This window comes from Helicobacter mehlei, from assembly GCF_003660265.1.
GTDB classification, from domain to species: Bacteria; Campylobacterota; Campylobacteria; order Campylobacterales; family Helicobacteraceae; genus Helicobacter; species Helicobacter mehlei.
In genome coordinates, this window is the sequence record NZ_QXQP01000017.1 from 17,362 (window position 1) to 35,736 (window position 18,375).

At 45.2% G+C, this 18,375-nt stretch carries 20 protein-coding genes and 1 pseudogene; 12 read left to right on the forward strand and 9 right to left on the reverse strand.

Annotated features, from left to right (window positions below; genetic code table 11):
* From EAO36_RS06185 to EAO36_RS06210, 6 genes are all read left to right on the forward strand, one after another.
* Positions 1-312 (forward strand): hypothetical protein, encoded by a 312-nt coding sequence (locus tag EAO36_RS06185; protein ID WP_120948525.1) that lies wholly within the window; start codon positions 1-3, stop codon positions 310-312.
* A 61-nt stretch (positions 313-373) separates the two neighbouring features.
* Complete coding sequence (locus tag EAO36_RS06190) at positions 374-991, forward strand: MBL fold metallo-hydrolase (protein ID WP_120948526.1); 618 nt, start codon at positions 374-376, stop codon at positions 989-991.
* Between the two features lie 18 nt (positions 992-1,009).
* Positions 1,010-1,780 (forward strand): HesA/MoeB/ThiF family protein, encoded by a 771-nt coding sequence (locus EAO36_RS06195; protein ID WP_120948527.1) that lies wholly within the window; start codon positions 1,010-1,012, stop codon positions 1,778-1,780.
* 25 nt (positions 1,781-1,805) lie between these two features.
* Positions 1,806-2,576 carry a flagellar motor stator protein MotA gene (gene motA / locus EAO36_RS06200; RefSeq protein WP_120948528.1) on the forward strand — a complete coding sequence of 257 codons (771 nt, stop codon included), beginning with the start codon at positions 1,806-1,808 and terminating at the stop codon, positions 2,574-2,576.
* Positions 2,577-2,579: 3 nt separating this feature from the next.
* Positions 2,580-3,350, forward strand: a complete 771-nt coding sequence (gene motB / locus EAO36_RS06205; RefSeq protein ID WP_120948529.1) for a flagellar motor protein MotB — start codon at positions 2,580-2,582, stop codon at positions 3,348-3,350.
* A complete protein-coding gene (locus EAO36_RS06210; RefSeq protein WP_235852282.1) occupies positions 3,347-3,754 on the forward strand; it encodes a hypothetical protein in 408 nt (135 codons plus the stop codon). The genes motB and EAO36_RS06210 overlap by 4 nt, the downstream gene beginning before the upstream one ends.
* Here EAO36_RS06210 and EAO36_RS06215 read toward each other — a convergent pair.
* From EAO36_RS06215 to EAO36_RS06230, 4 genes are all read right to left on the reverse strand, one after another.
* Positions 3,751-4,596 (reverse strand): NYN domain-containing protein, encoded by an 846-nt coding sequence (locus tag EAO36_RS06215; protein ID WP_120948530.1) that lies wholly within the window; start codon positions 4,594-4,596, stop codon positions 3,751-3,753. The genes EAO36_RS06210 and EAO36_RS06215 overlap by 4 nt on opposite strands.
* A gap of 123 nt (positions 4,597-4,719) precedes the next feature.
* Entirely contained in the window at positions 4,720-5,283 is a 564-nt protein-coding gene (gene efp / locus EAO36_RS06220; RefSeq protein ID WP_120948531.1) for an elongation factor P, read from the reverse strand.
* Between the two features lie 9 nt (positions 5,284-5,292).
* Positions 5,293-6,216: a class II fructose-bisphosphate aldolase gene (locus EAO36_RS06225; RefSeq protein ID WP_120948532.1), complete on the reverse strand. Its 924-nt coding sequence runs from the start codon at positions 6,214-6,216 to the stop codon at positions 5,293-5,295.
* A gap of 9 nt (positions 6,217-6,225) precedes the next feature.
* A complete protein-coding gene (locus tag EAO36_RS06230) occupies positions 6,226-7,152 on the reverse strand; it encodes a peptidylprolyl isomerase (protein ID WP_120948544.1) in 927 nt (308 codons plus the stop codon).
* Positions 7,153-7,229: 77 nt separating this feature from the next.
* Between EAO36_RS06230 and EAO36_RS06235 the strand changes: the two genes are divergently transcribed.
* Entirely contained in the window at positions 7,230-7,952 is a 723-nt protein-coding gene (locus EAO36_RS06235; protein ID WP_120948533.1) for an EI24 domain-containing protein, read from the forward strand.
* Here the strand turns inward: EAO36_RS06235 and crcB are convergent.
* The 3 genes and pseudogenes from crcB to EAO36_RS06250 all read right to left on the reverse strand — a co-directional run bounded on the left by crcB (position 7,936) and on the right by EAO36_RS06250 (position 9,352).
* Positions 7,936-8,318 (reverse strand): annotated as a pseudogene (crcB, locus tag EAO36_RS06240) (fluoride efflux transporter CrcB). The gene EAO36_RS06235 and the pseudogene crcB sit on opposite strands and share 17 nt — an antisense overlap.
* 43 nt (positions 8,319-8,361) lie before the next feature.
* Entirely contained in the window at positions 8,362-9,039 is a 678-nt protein-coding gene (locus tag EAO36_RS06245) for a uroporphyrinogen-III synthase (protein ID WP_120948535.1), read from the reverse strand.
* Positions 9,032-9,352, reverse strand: a complete 321-nt coding sequence (locus EAO36_RS06250) for a rhodanese-like domain-containing protein (protein WP_120955856.1) — start codon at positions 9,350-9,352, stop codon at positions 9,032-9,034. Before EAO36_RS06250 ends, EAO36_RS06245 begins: the two co-directional genes overlap by 8 nt.
* Before the next feature lie 64 nt (positions 9,353-9,416).
* Here EAO36_RS06250 and EAO36_RS06255 point away from each other — a divergent pair, with 64 nt between their 5' ends.
* From EAO36_RS06255 to EAO36_RS06265, 3 genes are read left to right on the forward strand one after another with little or no spacing between them, the layout of a single operon-like run.
* Complete coding sequence (locus tag EAO36_RS06255; protein WP_162983094.1) at positions 9,417-12,263, forward strand: FAD-binding and (Fe-S)-binding domain-containing protein; 2,847 nt, start codon at positions 9,417-9,419, stop codon at positions 12,261-12,263.
* A complete protein-coding gene (locus tag EAO36_RS06260; protein ID WP_120948537.1) occupies positions 12,260-12,940 on the forward strand; it encodes a di-trans,poly-cis-decaprenylcistransferase in 681 nt (226 codons plus the stop codon). The genes EAO36_RS06255 and EAO36_RS06260 overlap by 4 nt, the downstream gene beginning before the upstream one ends.
* A gap of 9 nt (positions 12,941-12,949) precedes the next feature.
* Positions 12,950-13,618, forward strand: a complete 669-nt coding sequence (locus EAO36_RS06265) for an HAD family hydrolase (RefSeq protein ID WP_120955857.1) — start codon at positions 12,950-12,952, stop codon at positions 13,616-13,618.
* On the opposite strand, the gene EAO36_RS06270 is transcribed toward EAO36_RS06265, so the two are convergent.
* A complete protein-coding gene (locus tag EAO36_RS06270) occupies positions 13,587-15,317 on the reverse strand; it encodes an ABC transporter ATP-binding protein/permease (RefSeq protein WP_120955858.1) in 1,731 nt (576 codons plus the stop codon). The genes EAO36_RS06265 and EAO36_RS06270 overlap by 32 nt on opposite strands.
* 130 nt (positions 15,318-15,447) lie before the next feature.
* On the opposite strand from EAO36_RS06270, the gene EAO36_RS06275 reads away from it, so the two are divergent.
* Positions 15,448-16,044: a peroxiredoxin gene (locus EAO36_RS06275; protein WP_120948540.1), complete on the forward strand. Its 597-nt coding sequence runs from the start codon at positions 15,448-15,450 to the stop codon at positions 16,042-16,044.
* A gap of 141 nt (positions 16,045-16,185) precedes the next feature.
* Here EAO36_RS06275 and EAO36_RS06280 read toward each other — a convergent pair whose 3' ends face one another.
* Complete coding sequence (locus EAO36_RS06280; protein WP_185963009.1) at positions 16,186-16,809, reverse strand: class II aldolase and adducin N-terminal domain-containing protein; 624 nt, start codon at positions 16,807-16,809, stop codon at positions 16,186-16,188.
* Positions 16,810-16,978: 169 nt separating this feature from the next.
* On the opposite strand from EAO36_RS06280, the gene EAO36_RS06285 reads away from it, so the two are divergent.
* On the forward strand, positions 16,979-18,040 hold the full coding sequence (locus EAO36_RS06285) for an NAD(P)-dependent alcohol dehydrogenase (RefSeq protein ID WP_120948541.1): 1,062 nt from the start codon (positions 16,979-16,981) through the stop codon (positions 18,038-18,040).
* Positions 18,041-18,375: the final 335 nt, after the last annotated feature.

An 18,375-nucleotide genomic window follows, 5' to 3' on the forward strand; every position in this document is an offset into this window, starting at 1 on the left:
ATGCAAAAGTTATTTTTTTATTCCATCTTGATAGTATTTTTTACGGCTTGTAGCACGCATAAAAATGCGGGTGTTGAGTTAGATATTGTGCCAAGTGCCACGCCACAACCACAATCCAAAGCGGTGCCCAAAGACACACACACCAACTTTTACTGGCGACTAGAAAAGCAAGAAGAAAAATTAAGAAAAAGAGAAAAGAGGGAGGGGGGTAGCTTTGCATGCTCCCATGGCACTCATCAGGCTTTCTTGCCTAAGGCTGTGCGTAAGCGTAGGGGCAAAATGTGTTTTAATCTTTTGGATCTCACATGGTAGGTGGTTGCGGGAGTGTTGCGAACTTTAGCTAAAATTTGCTAGAATGGAGCAAAGGGTTATGATGCAACTTGAAATCCAAGCTTTTGGGAATACACAGACAAATTGTTACATCGCTCACCTCGAACAAGGCGATCTGATTGTGGATCCGGGTATGGGGGCGTGTGGTTGGGTGCTTGAGCATGCCAAAAATCCCCTAGCCATTCTCATCACACATGGGCATTACGATCACGTTTGGGATGTCCATGCCCTCAAAAAAGCCTTGCCCCATGTGCCTTTATTTGCCCACCAAGAGGACATTTTTATGCTCACCACCGATTGTTTTGGGCTGGGTTTAACTCCATGCACTAAAGCGGACATTGAGCCCATTACATGCGCTAAAAGCACGCAGACTTTTGAGATTGCCGGCATCCCCATTGTCTATTGGCACTTCCCCGGGCACACCCCTGGTTGTTGCATGGTAGAAGTGCAACAGAATTTTTTTAGCGGGGATTTCATCTTTTATCGGAGCATTGGGCGGTACGACTTCCCTTACTCTAATCCTAAGGATATGAAGGATTCGCTCTTGCGCTTGCAAGCCCTAGAAAGCCCAACAGATAAGCCCATCTACCCCGGGCATGGGCAATCCACCAGCCTAAAGGCCGAACAACCACACCTGGGGTCGTGGATTGCTCATTTATAATTCCTACAAAGGATAATCATGCTCACGCAAGACCAAAGAGAGCGTTATCAACGCCATTTGATGCTAGAGGATGTCAAAGAGGAAGGGCAAGAAAAACTGATGCAAGCAAGCGTTCTGGTGATTGGAGCTGGGGGGTTAGGCTCGCCTAATACCATGTACCTAGCTGCCGCTGGGGTTGGGCGTATTGGTGTGCTGGATTTTGACATTATAGAGCTAAGCAACCTACAAAGACAGATCATCCACACCACCGCTGAGATTAACAACTCTAAGGTCAAATCGGCACAACGTAAAATGTTAGCCCTTAACCCTGAGATTCAAGTTGAGACCTATTTTAATAAATTCAATGCTTCTAATGCCCTAGAGATCATCCAACCATACGATTTTGTCGTGGATGCCACTGATAATTTTGCCAGCAAGTTTTTGATCAACGATGCGTGTGTATTGGCCAATAAACCCTATAGCCATGCCGGTGTGCTGAAGTATAGGGGGCAGACCATGACCATCTTGCCTAAAAAAAGTGCGTGTTTTGCCTGTGTTTTTGATACACCTCCGGATGCGGAACTCAACTCTTATTTCAAAGCGGGGCTTTTTGGGGTTTTACCCGGTTTGATTGGGTGTATCCAAGCTGCAGAGGCGATCAAGTATTTTCTAGGGCTTCCCTTGTTGCTAGACACCTTGCTCAGCGTGGACACCAAGGGCATGGACTTTAGAAAAATCCACATTAAGCGCAACCCCCAATGTCGGGTATGTGGTGAAAAGGGTATCCAAACCTTGCAAGACTACCCGTAATAGAATTTAGCAAAAAGGTGATTTTATGGATTTGACATCGGTTTTGGGTGTACTCATGGCGATTGCGGCGATTTCAGTGGGGGATATTTTAGAGGGGGGTAACCCTATCCATGTGGTGCATTTGAGTTCTGTTATCATCATTGTCCCCACCACTTTATCCGCAGCGATGGTGAGCACGCATGCCCACCATGTCAAGGCAGCCTTTAAAGAGATCAAGATTGTGTTTCTAAACCCCAAGATCAATTTGCAAGAGACCATTAAAAGCATTGTGGAGCTCTCCACGCAAGCTAGAAAAGACGGGGTGTTGTCTTTGGAATCTAAGGTTGCCCAGATCGAAGATGACTTCACGCGCAATGGTTTTTCCATGATTGTCGATGGTAAGGATATTAAATCCGTGCAAGAGAGTTTGGATGTTGCCATTGAGGAGTTGGAGGAATACTACCATGGCGCAGCACATTATTGGATCACCGCGGGCGAGAGCGCGCCAACATTTGGGCTTGTGGGGGCGGTTTTGGGGTTGATGCTTGCCTTAGCTAAACTAGACAATCCTCAAGAGATGGCACTAGGGATTGCCGGGGCTTTCACCGCCACGGTTACAGGAATCATGTGTTCTTATGCACTCTTTGGCCCTTTTGGGAACAAACTTAAAAATAAGTCCAAAGACATTCTCAAAGAAAAAGTGGTGATCTTAGAGGGCATCATCGGAATTGCCAATGGGGATAACCCGCGGGATTTGGAAATGAAGTTGCTCAACTACATCGCCCCTGGGCAACCCAAAAAATCGCAGTTTGAGTAGGCCATGGCTAAAAAAGCTAAGAAAGTCGAATGCCCGGCTGGGGAACGTTGGGCAGTCCCCTATGCGGACTTTTTGTCGCTCTTGCTGGCTCTCTTTATTGCCCTTTATGCCATCTCAGTGGTTAATAAATCTAAAGTCAAGGCTTTGAAAAAGGAATTCATTAAGATTTTTGACTATGCCCCACGCCCTGATGCGATGCAACCGGTTATCCCCATCCCCCCAGCTCCGGGTGAGACCCAAGAGACCTCGACCCAAGAGCAAAGTTCGAGCAAACAACCCACACGTTCTCAGGTTACCATCACACGCGTGGGCGAGGGGAGCGTCTTGGAGCAAACTGACCATGGCGCGATTCTCAAGCTACCCTCCAGTTTGCTATTCCAAGACCCCTATGGCGACACCATCAACGCCGGCATGCAGGAATATATCAGACACATCGTGCGCATCATCAAAACCCTACCCAATCAAGTCGAGATCAATGTACGTGGCTATACCGACAACACACCCCTACCCCCCCATGCCCATTTTAAAGACCACTATGCATTAGCTGCTAGCCGTGCCTCTAAAGTGATGCACGAATTATTAAAAGATGGCATTGACCCCCAAAAACTCTCTTTTACCTCCTATGGCAAAAATAACCCGGTTGCTCCCAATGATAGCGTGGAGAACCGCATGCGTAATAACCGCGTGGAAATCTTTTTCTCCACTAACCCCCAAAATATTTCTAAAATCCGCTCCATTTTGGATAAAAAAATCGAACAAGAGCACAGAGAGTGATTTGGCTATTTTTACTAGGGCAAATGTTGCTAGCCAACCCCTTGCCCACGGGCGAGGAGCTGTTAAGAGAAGAGCGGCAAGTCCAATTACCCAAGACCCCAATTAAAGCGGTGTTTTTTAGCCAAAAACTCCCCTATACTTCTTGGACACGCGATTATGGCATTTGGCGTACCCAAAATATTTTAGAGATTGAATCTCTAGTGAGCCAAGTGCGTATCAATAAAATTAGCTTGAATCGGGGCATGTGTGCGTTACTACCCCAATTGCCCAGTTATGTGTTAAAACTCCATGAAAAAATGCGCTATGAAGTGTTTTGTGAAGGGCAACTAAGAGTGGAAGTCCAAACCGATTTTGGCACCCAAATACTCCATCTACAAGAAGACCTCCCCGCCCCCATGCCTTAAAATGAGTTGCCCTCACTTTTGGCGATGTCGATGCCATGGAAGGGTTTTCCTCTGTTGAGTGGATAAGTGGTGGGCTTTTTAACCCCCATCTCCATGTCGTCCTTGATATTGTCTAAAATATCTTGAATGCTACGCACCCGCACCGCATCGCTGGCGGCCTTTAATTCATCGGCTACCAAGTCCATACTCTCCTCAATGTGGGCGACAAATACTTGGAGGTGCTTGGTCCTTGCAAAATCCAAAATGGGAGCCAAATCGGTATCCTTGCAAAACAGCAAGATCCGATCCACAAACCCCTCATAGCAAACCTTGGCAATGTCTAATGCCAAAAGCACATCAACTTGTTTTTGTTGCAATTCTAGTTTAGGCACCCAAATTGTGGGTGCATTATTTTGCACGCCCCTTACCCACACATCTTCTTTAACATAGGATAAGGGCTTCATTTTGACAATTCCTTGACGAATCGTCGAATATTCCAGCCCCACCATCGTGTGTTTGAACGCCTTAATCGCTTCTGATTTATTCGTAATCGCTTCGTAGTGGTTAATCGGTTTCTTTAACTCCTCATGCTTGCCAGAGGTGTAAAAACTCTTATATTCCTCAAAATCCGCTTCCAACTTGCTATTTTTGACAATCTTATTTTCACTAAAGGGTTCAGAGACATAAAGAAAAGTCCGGTAAAGTCGTTCATCTGATTGGATAAAGGTTTTAATAAAGGCATCAAAGTGAGGCAAGCGGTTAAAATTAAACTGCTTAAATACTTTGTAATTGTGTTGGACATTCTGCAGATCGGAGCGTAAATTCTCCCAATCTACAAAAATAGCGATTTTAGCACTATCCATATATGATCCTTTTTCTTTAGTGGGGGGTGTCTTAACTTGTCTAAATAGTCTTCTAAAAGTTTTGGGAACACCCAAAAGAGAAACACCCCCGTAAAGCAACGATCAAAGCCACCGGCTATCCAATTACTTGAGTTTTTCCAAATACTCCCCGGTTTGGGTGTTAACCTTGATGGTCTCGCCCTCAAGCACATGGAAGGGCACTTGCACCACTGCACCCGTTTCAAGTGTAGCGGGTTTTTTGCTGGCACTGGAAGTGTCACCCTTGAAGTTGGGAGGGGTTTGGGTGATTTTTAACGCCACCACTTGGGCGACCTCCACAGAGATTGCCTTTTCATTGTGGAAGAGCACTTGCACCTGTGAGCCATCCAACATCCACTTGGGCGCATCTCCGACTTGGTCTTCGCTGAGTGCAATCTGTTCGTAACTCTCCACATCCATGAACTGGTAGCTGGTGCCATCAAAATAGAGAAACTGCATGGGTTTTTGCAATAAATTAGGCTCCTCGCACTTATCTCCAGCATGGAAAGTCTTTTCAATCACCTTACCATCTAAAAATGACTTGATTTTGGCGCGTACAAAAGCCGCCCCCTTGCCCGGTTTGACATGTTGGTATTCCACAATGCGGTAAGGCACACCTTGAATCTCAATTTTGAGATTTTTCTTTAGATCGCTCATCCCGATAGCCATCAAGCTCTCCTAAATTTTGTTGGCACTACCCAGTAGGTGCATGCGTTCTACAATGACCTCTTTGACCGCCTCGATACCCGGAGTGAAAAACTTACGCAAGTCAAATTCACTAGGGTGTTCGTTGGCAATTTTACGCACCTGTGCGATGAAAGCGATACGCAAATCGGTATCGATATTGATCTTATTGATCCCCCCCCTGATGGATTCTTGTAAAAACGCATAGGGCACACCCTTACTCCCTTTTAAATCCCCTCCTGTGGCCAAGAAAGCTTGGCTCACACTCTCAGGGATGGAGCTAGCACCATGTAAGACTAGAGGAATATTGGTGCGCCTTTTGACTTCTACTAGCCTCTCAAAATCTAGCTTAGGTTCGCCCTTAAATTTAAAAGCCCCGTGGCTTGTGCCTATGGCGGGGGCTAAATAATCCACATGGCTGATTTTGACAAACTCTTCAGCCTCGTCCGGATTAACTAAAACAGCGTCTTTCTCATCTACGGAGATATTGTCCTCAATCCCCATCAGGCGCCCCAGCTCCGCCTCCACGCTCACATTTTTAGAATGGGCATAATCCACCACTTCTTTAGTGAGCTCTAAATTTTCTTTGTAGGGGTGGTGGGAAGCATCAATCATCACAGATGTAAAACCCGCATCTACTGCCTTCTTACAGCTCTCAAAAGTTGTTCCATGGTCCAAATGCAAAGCCACCGGGATATGGGGGTAGCGTGCAACCATTGTATGCACCATGCCAAGCACCATGTCAATGCCCAAATATTTAATCGCCCCCTCGCTGGCTTGCACAATCAAAGGGGATTTTGCCTCGTTAGCCGATTCAAAAATGGCACGCAACATCTCCACATTCACAAAATTAAACGCACCCACGCCATAGCCCTCTTGATGGGCTTTGTTTAAAATCTCACTGCCTTTAACCAGCATGCACGCTCCTTATTTTTTCAAAAAGACTTGGATTTGAACTTGTTTGCGTAACTTCTCTAGCTCGGCTTTAACATGCTCTTGGAACTCGTGTTCCTTGAGGATACCAATAATGGTCTGTTTGGTCTGCTCATAGGTGGGTGTTTTAGGTTCGTTCTTGCTGATCAAATAGATCACGTGGTAGCCAAATTCGGTTTTAACCGGGGTTCTGGTGTAGCTACCCGGGCGGAGCGCAAAGACGGCACTAGAAAACTCGGGTGCCATTTGGTTTTTTTGGAACTTGCCCAAATCACCACCATTCTTGGAGTTTTTGGTGTTGGGATCGTTAGACTCTTTATTGGCGATGCTGATAAACTCTTGTTCCACCCTATTTTTGGGGACTTTGTTGAGCTCAGAGATCACTCGTTTGGCATCTGCCTCTGTTTTGAGCAAAATATGTCTAGCATGCGCTTCTTGTTGGACGAATTGGGCTTTATTTTCATTGTAATATTTCTTGAGATCCGATTCGGGGATTTGTTCCCTTCCAATGTTTTCTGCTTGGTGTTTAGCCCAAATCTCTACGAGCAACTGCTTTTGGTAACTAGCCATGCTATTTTTGAATTCTTCGGTATGTTCCAAACCTTCTTTGCGCGCCTCTTTTTCAATTAGAAGGTTGTTGATCGCTTGTTCGAGCAAAGCTTCTTTTTGCTCAGGCTTGAGCTTGTCGAAGTCAAAATTGGGGTTGCGCCGCTTGATCACCGCAAAATCATCGGTTGTGATATCCACCACCTCTGGTTTAGAGTGTCTGTTCTTATGGCCTTTTTTACCCGTGTGGGCACTTGGAAAAGTGATTGTCGCCAGAGGTTTTTCAGTTTGCTCTGTATATCCCTTTGTCTTGGCACTCACAACACCTACCCCCAAAAAACCCACCAACGCCAAGCTCAAAACGCCTTTTTTAATCATAAAAATCTCCAAACTATTGTAAAATAAACTTCTATCATAGCATGCCAAACTTAAACAAATAAGAAAGAGAGAAGATGAAAGGTCCATTACAGACAATTCGCGAGAGCTGGAGAGATTTTTTTAATTGGAAAATGGTGCTTTTAAACATTGCGCCCGTGTTGATCGGCTTGCTCTTTTGGGGGGGCTTGTTGTTTTACTTTGGGGGGAATATCGTGCGGATTTTAGAGGGTTTCTTACCCACTAGCTGGTATCACTATGTCCACAGCGGGGGATTTTTGCCGGCGATGTCCTTGTTGGTGTTCAAGGCTTTTGTCTATGTGTTGGTGGTGTTGGTGGTGTTGGTTTTAAGTCTGGTTGGTAATGTACTTTTCTCGCTCTTTTATACGCCTATCGTGTTGCGTTTCCTGCAACAAAAATACTACCCGCAAGTCTCTTTGGAGAGTTTTGGCAATCTAAACCTTTGTTTGCAACACTTCCTCAAACAACTTGTCTTTTTAGGGCTTTTCTTGTTGGTGTGCATCCCCCTCTATTTTATCCCTTTTATTGGAATCTTTTTTTCGCTCATCCCCCATTACTTCTTTTTCAAAAATACCATGTCTTTTGATATCGCTAGCTCTCTATTTAGCCAGCAAGATTATCAGCGTGTCCAAAAAGACTACAGGATCGCTAACCACAAGATCGCCATTTTGAGTTACTTTTTTTCGCTCATCCCCATCTTTAATTTCTTTGCCACCCTGCTCCAAACCATTATCTTCAGCCACCACTTCCTAGAGATCAAGTCTAAGCAAAAATCTTAGCTAGCCACCAGCAAAAGCCACGCAAACAAAGCCTAAAATATTCGTCCCAAAGACATAAAACAAGGCTTCGACCACTGCTTGGCTTTGGAGCAACTTGATGGTATCTAGCCCAAAAGAAGAAAAGGTAGTGAAGCCCCCTAATACCCCTGTGATGAAAAAGACGCTCATTTTGTCCCCCAAGATCGATTTGACAGCCAAATGTCCGGCAAAACCAATAACAAAGCACCCAATTAAATTCACGCTAAAAGTGCCTAGTGGGAAATAATTCCACATCAAAAACTTAGAGGGTGTGATTTTACCCACAAGGTAACGCAAACTACTTCCAACCGCTCCGCCCAAGGCTGCCCAAAGAAACACTAAGCTCATATTAACCTTTCATTTTCCTAAAGACCTACATTCTAGCATAAGCTCAGAGTGTTTTAGCTAAGGCGATGCTGGATTCTAAAGTGGGTTTTGGGCTTTTAAATGCACTCATTTGGGGATCAAAGCTTTTTAAGGTGCTCTCTCCTAGTGCGATGGCTGTATAACTCCTATCCCAGTCAAAATTAGCCCTAAAAGCCTTGTAGGCACTGGGTGCGCCAAAGATCAAAATGGAGTGGGGCTTGGGTTTGCGCTCTGGGGGCAGTTTGAGTGGCTTTGTTTGGTAGGCGATGCATTGTTTGAGTGGGATTTGCTCTTGGATGAGGGCTTGATCTAAACCAGAAACAATGGTTTGTGCGCGCACATAGAGAGCATAAGAATCGGGAGGCAAAGCAGAGCGCAAAAGGGGACTCATCTCAGCACAAAAGCCTAAACCTTCCCCCTTTTGCCCGACAAAATACACATCAAAACCCAAATCGCGCGCCACTTGTGCGCTTTTAGAGGCTAGGGCAAAGACGGGGAGAGCCTTTAAAATGGACTCTGTGGGGGTGTTTTTAAACTGGTTTTCTAGGGCTAGAGGGGCATGCTTGGAGGTGAAAATTAAGGCTTTGATGGGAGCTAGATCAAGTTTTAGGGGCAGATACTCTATGGCACTCACGACAAGTTGTTCAAACCCCAAGCTAGCATGGAGTCTAGAGCCCACCAGCACAATGGGGCGATCACCCACCCAGCATCTCTAGTCCGTGGGCTTTAAAATCCTCGATATTTGCCTTAAGAAAATAAATATTTCCTAGCCCCATTCCATGCAAGAGGCTAGCATAGCGTCCAGCGGTATTCCCATGCCAGCACTGCAACAAAACCTTTTGATCGGGGCGTTGCAAGGCAAAGTCTTTAATGGCTTGCAGATCATCTAAGTGAATCGCACCCTTTAAATGACCCTTTTGATAAGAACTATGATCGCGAATGTCAATGACACAATAATCACTGGGGTTAAAGGAGTCCAGAGTAACGGCACGGCTAGGAGAATGATCGGGTGTCATGAAAAATCCTCAATTTCTGTGGATTTTAGCTAAACTTCTTTAAATAAGGGCAAAAAAGACTATAATGGGCAACAAGGAGGCCAAATTGACACTCTCTAGTTCTTATGAGGCATTTTACAGCGATGCACAGGTATTTTTGAAAGATCGCATTTATGCAGATTATTTACGCCGCTTGGTCTATGGCACAGATGCCTCGTGTTACCGCTACATCCCCCGATTAGTGATCAAGGCCCTAGATGAGATAGAGATCATCCGTATTCTAGGTTTGGCTAGACATTACCAAATCCCTTTAACCTTTAGGGCAGCTGGGAGCTCTCTATCTGGGCAGGCGTGCTCTGATGGGGTGTTGGTGATGATCCATCTGGGTTGGCAGGATATACAGATTGCACCTGATAGCTCTAGTATCCGCCTTTCTTGCGGGGTGATTGGGGGTTATGCCAATGAAGCCTTAAAGGGCTTGCATAAAAAGATCGGACCCGATCCAGCCAGCATTAATGTTGCCATGTTAGGGGGGATTTTGGCTAATAATTCTAGTGGCATGTGCTGTGGGGTGAAAAATAATAGCTACAACACCCTCAAGTCCCTACGCTTGATCCTAGCCGATGGGACGCTTTTAGACACCTCCAGCCCCTCAAGCGTGCAGGCATTCAGACAAAGCCATGCTAATTTATTGCAAAGTTTGCTCAATCTGCGTGCCCAAGTGCTAGAAGACTCTGAGTTGCACACACTCATCAGCAAAAAATACCAGATTAAGAACACTACAGGTTATAGCCTAAATGCCCTCATCGATTTTGAAGACCCTATCGAGATTTTAAGCCATCTTTTCATTGGCTCAGAGGGGACGCTAGGCTTTATCTCCTCTTGTGAATTAGAATGCGTGGAAGATGCGCCCTTTAAAGAGTGCTTGCTCCTTTTTTATGAAAATTTGCAAAGAGCCATTGAGACCATCCGCATTCTAGCCCAAAATGACGACAAGATCAGTGCGGCTGAGGTGATGGATCATGCGTGCTTGGTGAGCGTACAGGGCTTAGAGGGCATGCCCGCAATTTTGGAGCAAGTCCAAAAAAACACCGCTTGTATTTTGGTGCAGCTTGAGCATGAAGATGCGGGTATTTTAAGGGAGAACACCGCCTTTGTGTTGGATGCCATCGCACACATCCCCACCATTCTACCCACCCAGCAAAGCAACCAACCCAGCGTTTATAATAGCTGGTGGAATATCCGCAAGGGCATTTTCCCCATCATCACCAAAAAGAGGCGCGCGGGGGCAAGCGTGATCACGGAGGATTTATGCTTTGATATGGATCATATCCAAGAGGGCATGGCACAAATTGAAGCCCTCTTAGAAAAACATGGTTTTAAAGAACACGGCGTGATTTTTGGGCATGCGCTCAGTGGGAATCTGCATTTTTTAATTACACCTCTATTAGAAAACCCCACAGAACGCTCACAATTTAGCGCGTTGATGGAGGATTTAGCCGGTATGGTGGTGTCTTTGCAAGGCTCGATCAAAGCCGAACATGGCACAGGGCGCATGGTCGCCCCCTTTGTGAAATTAGAATGGGGGGATAAAGCTTATGGCTTGTGTGAGCAAATCAAGACTCTTTTTGATCCCCTAGGGATTTTAAACCCCGATGTGATCTTATCCAAAGACCCCCATATCCACACCAAGAATCTAAAAAGCAACACGCCCATAGAGCCTGAGCTCGAATCGTGTATCGAATGTGGAATCTGTGAGCGCATTTGTCCTAGCCGTTATCTTTCTTTGACCCCCCGCCAACGCATCGTGCTGCACCGCGAGATCACGCGTTTAGAACGGCGCGTCAAACAAGGGCACACAAAGGATCAAGCCCTCTTAGAGGAGCTTTTAGTAGGGTATGCCTATTTGAGCGATGAAACTTGTGCGGCATGCCATATGTGTGCGGCTTTGTGCCCCGTGCAAATTGATAGTGCCACCATCGCCCTTAAGAGTCGCCAAAAACACGCTAAGGGCAAGGGTCTAGCCAAGCAGATTTTAGCCCACATGGATAAGAGCATCGGCATGGTGAAATGGGGTCTAGGTCTAGCCCACAATGCACAGGTGATCTTGGGGGCTAAAAAGGCGCGTGATTGGAGCTTAAAAATGCATGCTAAATGTGGCACCCCCCTTGTGCCCACCCATTTACCGATCAAAAATCGTTACAAACTCCAAAATAGAGAAAATGGGGAAAAAAGCGTCATTTATTTTTCGACCTGCATGAACCGTGCCTTTGCGCCCTCTAAGATGATGACCGATCGGCGTTCGATCCAAGAGGTCTTTGAATCTCTATGTGCTAAGGCGCAATTTAGCGTGATCTACCCCAAGAATCTAGCCAAGTTGTGTTGTGGCAAGGCGTTTATCAATTATACGGACTTGAGCGCGCAAAATAGCAACACAAATGCCCAACTATTAAAAGAGCTTTCACAAAATGGCAAGATTCCCATTGTCTTAGATCATAGCGCGTGTAGCACGCATTTAATGGAGGCATTGGGCGATCAGGGTTTAAAAATCTACGATCTGGCGATTTTTATTGCCCAAGAAATCCTGCCCCACTTGCACTTAGTGCCCACACAAGAGAGTGTGGGGCTTTATACCATGTGTGCGGCTAAGAGGGCGGGCTATGAGCAAGAGATGTTAGATTTGGCGCACGCTTGTGTGGGTGGGGAGGTGGTGGTGCATGCCCAAACCGGTTGTTGTGGCTTTGCGGGAGATAAGGGGTTTATTAGCCCCGAGCTCAACCAGCATGCCTTGATCGATTTTGTGGCATTTTATGCCCAAAAGGGCTTAAAAAAGGGATTTTGTAGCTCCAGCACTTGTGAAATCGGTTTGAGCGAATCGACTGCTATGAGTTGGCAACACATAGCTTATTTGGTGGATGCTTGTTCTAAATGAATGCGCTCAGACATCTAGCAATTATTATGGATGGCAATGGTCGGTGGGCCAAACAACAGGGCAAGGCACGCACGCAAGGGCATAGGCAGGGCATTACAGCCTTGCGTCAGATCACGACTTGGTGTGCCAAAAACAACATTGCCTATTTGAGTTTGTATGCCTTTTCGACCGAAAATTGGAGTCGCCCCAAAAGCGAGGTGAGTTTTTTAATGCAGATGTTGCAAGAATATTTGGACAAGGAGAGGCCTACCTACTTGGATCACAATATCCGCTTCAAAGCCATTGGGGATTTGCAAAAATTCACACCAACTTTACGCCAAACCATTTTAGCCCTTGAGCAAGACACCGCCACGAATAACGCGCTCACCCAAGTTTTAGCCCTCAATTATGGGGCTAGAGATGAGATCGCTAGAGCCTGTTCTAAGATTATGTGCCAAAGATTGGAGGGGAGCATGCAAGAGCTCATTAACGCACATTTGGACACAGCGGGCATGCCCGATGTGGATTTGTTAGTGCGCACGGGGGGGGAGATGCGCCTTTCTAACTTCTTGCTTTGGCAGTGTTCCTATGCAGAGCTGTTTTTTAGCCCCGTGCTGTGGCCAGATTTTACACCTGCACATCTGCAAGAGATCATTAAGATTTTTAAGCAAAGACAACGCAAATTTGGGAAAATTTAAGGAGAGTGCATGTTAAAAGTCGTTGTGTGGGATTTTGATGGGGTGATCTTTGATAGCATGCATTTAAAATATGAGGGGTTTAAAACATTGTTTAAACGCCACACCAAGGCAGACATAGACGCATTAAAAGCCTTTGAGGATTACCATTATGCCAATGGCGGGGTGAGTCGTTTTGATAAAATCGCCCATTTTTATCAGCAGATTTTAAAGCAAGACACCAAACCCGAACAGATCAACGCTTTGGTGGAGGAATTTGGGCAGATCATCGCCAAAGACCTATTTTCTAGGGAGCATTTAAACTTGGAAGTCTTGGACTTCATCAAAATCAACGATCAAAAATACACTTTTCACATTGCCTCAGCGGCCTTGCATAGTGAGTTGCAGATTTTATGCGAATTTTTGGGTTTAAAACCCTATTTTAAGAGCATTGAGGGGAGTCCACCTCAAAAGGCAAAAATCTTGGCTAATTTAGTGGCGACCTACCATTATAAACCCTATGAAATGCTCTTGATTGGGGATAGCCGTAGTGATTATGAGAGCGCACAGGCTAATCAAATCCCCTTTTTGGGCTACAATAACCCCACTTTGCAAGCTTTATTGCCCAAGGCTTACATCAGCCATTTTGCTAATTTGGATTTGAACACACTCACCCAGCAGGCTTACTTAGATCAATTTTAAGCTCGCATCTCTCAATGGTGCTGAGGCGGTGGGCGATCACCAAGAGGGTTTTATCATGGGCGATGTTGTAAATCTCGTCCATGATTTTGGTCTCTGTAGAGGTGTCTAGGGCAGAGGTTGCCTCATCAAGCACCAAAATTTGCGGGTCATCATAGAGCGCACGCGCAATGCCGATGCGTTGTTTTTGCCCCCCGCTTAAATTAATCCCCCCCTCGCCCACTGGGGTGTCAATACCTTGGTGCTGGCATAAAAAATCATAGATATGCGCCATTTTGCAGACATCCACCACGCGTTTTTCATCTAAGGGCGAACCAAAGGCGATATTATCAGCAATGCTCCCATCAAACAAATAAATAGTTTGGGGGATGTAGCCGATTTTTTGCCGCCAAGAACGGATATTCTCAGAGTTTAAGCGTTCTTGATCGATAAAAATCCCCCCTTGATTGGGGTAGATGATGCCCATGATAATGTCTATGAGGGTGGATTTGCCACAGCCACTAGGGCCAATAAAAGCTACCTTTTGCCCTTTGTAGATGGTGAGATTGACATTCTGTAAAATGGGGTGGCTGGCCTTGTAGGCGAAGCTGATATTTTGGAGCGTGATGGCATGGTTAAATTCTAAGTGCAGGTTGCCCTCCTCTAAAATGGGCTTGTGGAGGTCTTTATACACGCTGTTAATGGCATGCTGGTTGTAAAAAATCGTGTGGTATTGGTTGAGGAGTTTATTAATGGAAGGCAACATGCGATACAGAGCCAGCGCATACATCGAAATAATGGGCAAGACCATTTGGGCTTCGCCATATTTATACAAGACATACGCCACAGCCAAGATGAGCAAACTAAACCCAATGGTTTCCAAGAGCCGATTGGGCACGATTTGCAAGGTTTGGTAGGTGATATTGGCGCGCGCAGTTTTGAGACTATTTTCGGTAAAAAGGCTATATGCCTCGTTGTAATTGTCCTTGAGTTTAGTGATTTTAAAATTGCCAAAAAATTTAGTGAGCACTTTATTGGATTGTACCGTTGAGGTCATGGAGACTCGCCCCTTTTTTTGGATAAAAACAGACATATAACGGGTGATCAAAAATACCTGCAACGCCAAAATAAAGCTTAATACTAAAGTCATCTTCCAGTTGGTGATGAGCAGGAGCGTGTATAAAAAGAGCATGATGCTAAGTTCTGCTAAAATCCCCAACAACGCATTAAAACTCCCCATCACACGCGAACTTTTGTTCCCGATCGTGTCTTTGATATGATCGAGATGGACATGTGTGTGTTCCAAATAAGAGAGTTTCAAGTGGCGCATGAAAAGCCGTTGGGCTAAAATATGGGCTTTCTTGCAGGAAAAACGGCTAATCATATAGGTGAAAAACACGCTATAGACCAGTCTAAAGAGATAAAGCCCCACTAGGGCAAAACTAAAGAAAAAGGCAAAGTGCAAGGGGCTAGAAAAGTGCAGAGCCTCATAGATTTGGTGGGCTATGGGGTGGGAGAGCACCACATTGGGTGAGCTGGCTAGAGTGATAAAGGGCATGATGAGACTGATAGAAAAAACCTCAATCACAGACATCAAAATGGACATCAAGGTTAGCCACACCAAAATTTTTTTATCTCGCCTATTGATGAGGGCAAATAGTTGCCCCAAAGAGCGTAAAAAAATCTTGAGTGGGGTGGGGTGTTTCTTTTTAGAGGCGCGCAAAATTCAACCTTTAGAGCGTGGATTGTGCCATATTATACACCAAATGCCCCATGCTCAAGTACTTGATGGTTATTTAAGCCCAGTTAGACTATAATGCCCATCCACAAAAAATATACACAAAGGAGTTTTTATGTTAGTTACGAAGTTAGCCCCTGATTTTAAGGCGACTGCGATTTTGCCCAACAACCAAGTAGATGAGCACTTTGAGTTGTCTAAAAACTTGGGGCGCAATGGTGCGGTGCTGTTTTTTTGGCCCAAAGATTTTACTTTTGTGTGCCCCTCTGAGATCATCGCCTTTGATCACCGCGTGAAAAAGTTCAACGAAAAGGGTTTCAATGTCATTGGTGTTTCCACCGATACAGAGGTGGTGCATTTTGCTTGGAAGAACACCCCTGTAGAAAAAGGTGGAATTGGTCAAGTTAGCTTCCCTATGGTGGCTGATGTTACAAAAGATATTTCTAGGAGCTATGATGTTCTATTTGACAACGCCGTAGCTCTTAGAGGTTCTTTTTTGATTGACAAACACCAAAAAGTGCGCCATGCTGTGATCAACGACTTCCCCCTAGGGCGTAATGTAGATGAAATGTTGCGCATGGTTGATGCCCTGATCTTCTTTGAAGAACATGGCGAAGTCTGCCCTGCAGGTTGGCAAAAAGGCGATAAAGGCATGAAGGCTAATCACGAAGGTGTGGCTGAATACCTCAAAGAACACGCTACGAAACTCTAAGCTAAAAGTGCCCCAGCCAAGTGCCGGGGTGTCCTCTAGTCTGTGCTTTTATGTTTTTGAGGCTTGTGCCCTTTCTGGGGCTTCACCCTCCATCAAGCTACGCTTTTTGGGTGGGCTTTGCCCCCCTTATCAATCTGTGCTTTAGACATTAAACCTCTCATCGGTTTCATAATCTGTCATGTTGGCGAGTTGCAAGACTTGGCAACTCCCTTCGATGAGATCAAGGACTTTGAGCAAACTTTGTAATTCGCGGTGATAAACCACAATCCCGCAACCCTTAATGAAGATAAAACGCCGTTTGCTCTCTTGCAAGTAGTGCAAAATATCCACCGGTGCCCGATCCTGCCAGTCCTTGTAATTTTTAGGATCGTAAATCTCAATTTTACTCCCCAGCATGGAATAGCCTAAATAATCTTTAGGTTTTAGGTCTTCGTGGTTGAGCGAATAGGCAATGGCATGGAGCGGGCGGGCATAAGCAATAAAGCGCGCCTCTGTAAAATATTTGTAAAGATTGGCGTGTATAGGGGTATCCATGCTGGATTCTTGCCAGCGGTAATCAAGTTTATCTTGTAAAACGATGAATGAACCTTCGTCTAAACTATCAAAGACGGCATTTTGTTTGTTGATGATAAAACGCGTAGGACTCAGACGGGCTGAAATAGAGCCCCTGAAAATGCTAAAAAAGCCCTTGCGGAACATCGAGAGCGAAACCCTCTGCAAGTGTTCGAGTAATTTTTGATCCACTTCACGTACATAGACATTCATGGGGATATTTTAACATGTCTTTTGTAAAACACCCACCAAGCCCAACTTATCCAACCAAAATATTTTAAATCCATCACTTTTGCAAAATCGTATAAAAGTGGGAATAGAATACCAAAACTTAATCTTTTGGTGCTAGAATGGTGCCTTCATTTGATCATAAGGAGTAGCGATGAAACGCATTGAAGCAAAGGGTTTTGCGATTTTTGCTAAAGATGGAAAATTTCAAGAACATGTTTTTACACGCCATGCTTTGGGTGAAAAAGATGTCTTGATCGACATCCATTATTGCGGAATTTGTCATAGCGATATACATGCAGCTTATAGCGAATGGGGGGAATCCATTTACCCGATGATCCCCGGGCATGAAATTGCTGGTGTGGTTAAGGAAGTGGGTTCTCAGGTCCATAAGTTTAAAGTCGGGGATAAAGTGGGTGTGGGTTGTTTTGTCAATTCTTGTAGGGAATGCACTGCATGCATTGCGCACCAAGAACAAGTTTGTGAGAATGGCAAAGCGGTTTTTACCTATAATTGTTTGGACTACTTCCACAATAATGAACCCCACATGGGCGGGTATTCTAATTGCATCGTAGTGGATGAAGACTATGTCATTAAAGTCTCTAGCGATGCACCCTTAGAAAAGGTCGCTCCCTTGCTTTGTGCGGGCATCACGACTTATTCGCCCTTGAAGTTTTCTAAGGTTACAGAGGGTTCTAAGGTGGGCGTGGCTGGCTTTGGGGGGCTAGGGCACATGGCACTTAAATATGCGCTGGCTATGGGAGCAGAAGTGAGCGTTTTTGCGCGCAATGAGAGCAAAAAAGAGCAGGCCTTGAGCTTGGGAGCCAAACATTACTATAGTTCGGTTAAAGACGCCAAGGGTGCTAATTTGGATCTCATCATCTCCACCATCCCCACCCCCTATAATCTCGTGGATTATGTGCGTTGCTTGGCTTACAATGGGGAGTTAGCCATTGTGGGCTTGCCTCCCCATGACCAAATACCCAGTATCAACGCCAGCGATTTAGTCGTCAAACAGCCCAATAAAAAAGTCTATGGCTCTTTGATTGGTGGAATCAAAGAAACTCAAGAGATGATGGATTTTTCCATTCTGCATGGTATTTATCCGGAGATTGAACTAGTCGAGGGCAAGGACATCGATCAAGTCTATTACAACCTCACGCATTCCCACGCGCGCTTTAGATATGTCATTGACATGAAAAAGTCTTTGGGTTAGAAAGCCTAACTAGCGATTAACCAATTGTAGGTATGAGGGGGGTTTCTGCTACTTTTAAGGGCTTGGCGCATTGTGTCTTTGCGAGCGAGATCAATCCATATGTCCAGAATTTATTCAGTCTAATACGTGTGCGTACAAACCACTCTAAAGTGTTTTTCTTAGAGGGGTTAAGAACTAGCAAAGGCGTCCATATGTGCGATTTGTAATGGTAAAATACACCTATCATAGAGGGTTCAAAAGCCCACAAGCTTAAAGCTAAGCGGAGAGTTGCCGCACACTCTTAAATATCACTGGGGTTGTGTATAATACCCCAATGTTAATCGCCTACAAACAGA

Coding starts and splice junctions, on each gene's coding strand:
- motA (WP_120948528.1), top strand. CDS start 1,806: ATGGATTTGACATCGGTTTTGGGTGTACTCATGGCGATTGCGGCGATT.
- EAO36_RS06265 (WP_120955857.1), top strand. CDS start 12,950: ATGTTAAAAGTCGTTGTGTGGGATTTTGATGGGGTGATCTTTGATAGC.
- EAO36_RS06215 (WP_120948530.1), bottom strand. CDS start 4,596: ATGGATAGTGCTAAAATCGCTATTTTTGTAGATTGGGAGAATTTACGC.
- EAO36_RS06285 (WP_120948541.1), top strand. CDS start 16,979: ATGAAACGCATTGAAGCAAAGGGTTTTGCGATTTTTGCTAAAGATGGA.
- EAO36_RS06280 (WP_185963009.1), bottom strand. CDS start 16,809: ATGAATGTCTATGTACGTGAAGTGGATCAAAAATTACTCGAACACTTG.
- EAO36_RS06275 (WP_120948540.1), top strand. CDS start 15,448: ATGTTAGTTACGAAGTTAGCCCCTGATTTTAAGGCGACTGCGATTTTG.
- EAO36_RS06190 (WP_120948526.1), top strand. CDS start 374: ATGCAACTTGAAATCCAAGCTTTTGGGAATACACAGACAAATTGTTAC.
- EAO36_RS06260 (WP_120948537.1), top strand. CDS start 12,260: ATGAATGCGCTCAGACATCTAGCAATTATTATGGATGGCAATGGTCGG.
- motB (WP_120948529.1), top strand. CDS start 2,580: ATGGCTAAAAAAGCTAAGAAAGTCGAATGCCCGGCTGGGGAACGTTGG.
- EAO36_RS06235 (WP_120948533.1), top strand. CDS start 7,230: ATGAAAGGTCCATTACAGACAATTCGCGAGAGCTGGAGAGATTTTTTT.
- EAO36_RS06195 (WP_120948527.1), top strand. CDS start 1,010: ATGCTCACGCAAGACCAAAGAGAGCGTTATCAACGCCATTTGATGCTA.
- efp (WP_120948531.1), bottom strand. CDS start 5,283: ATGGCTATCGGGATGAGCGATCTAAAGAAAAATCTCAAAATTGAGATT.
- EAO36_RS06185 (WP_120948525.1), top strand. CDS start 1: ATGCAAAAGTTATTTTTTTATTCCATCTTGATAGTATTTTTTACGGCT.
- EAO36_RS06255 (WP_162983094.1), top strand. CDS start 9,417: ATGGGCAACAAGGAGGCCAAATTGACACTCTCTAGTTCTTATGAGGCA.
- EAO36_RS06225 (WP_120948532.1), bottom strand. CDS start 6,216: ATGCTGGTTAAAGGCAGTGAGATTTTAAACAAAGCCCATCAAGAGGGC.
- EAO36_RS06250 (WP_120955856.1), bottom strand. CDS start 9,352: ATGACACCCGATCATTCTCCTAGCCGTGCCGTTACTCTGGACTCCTTT.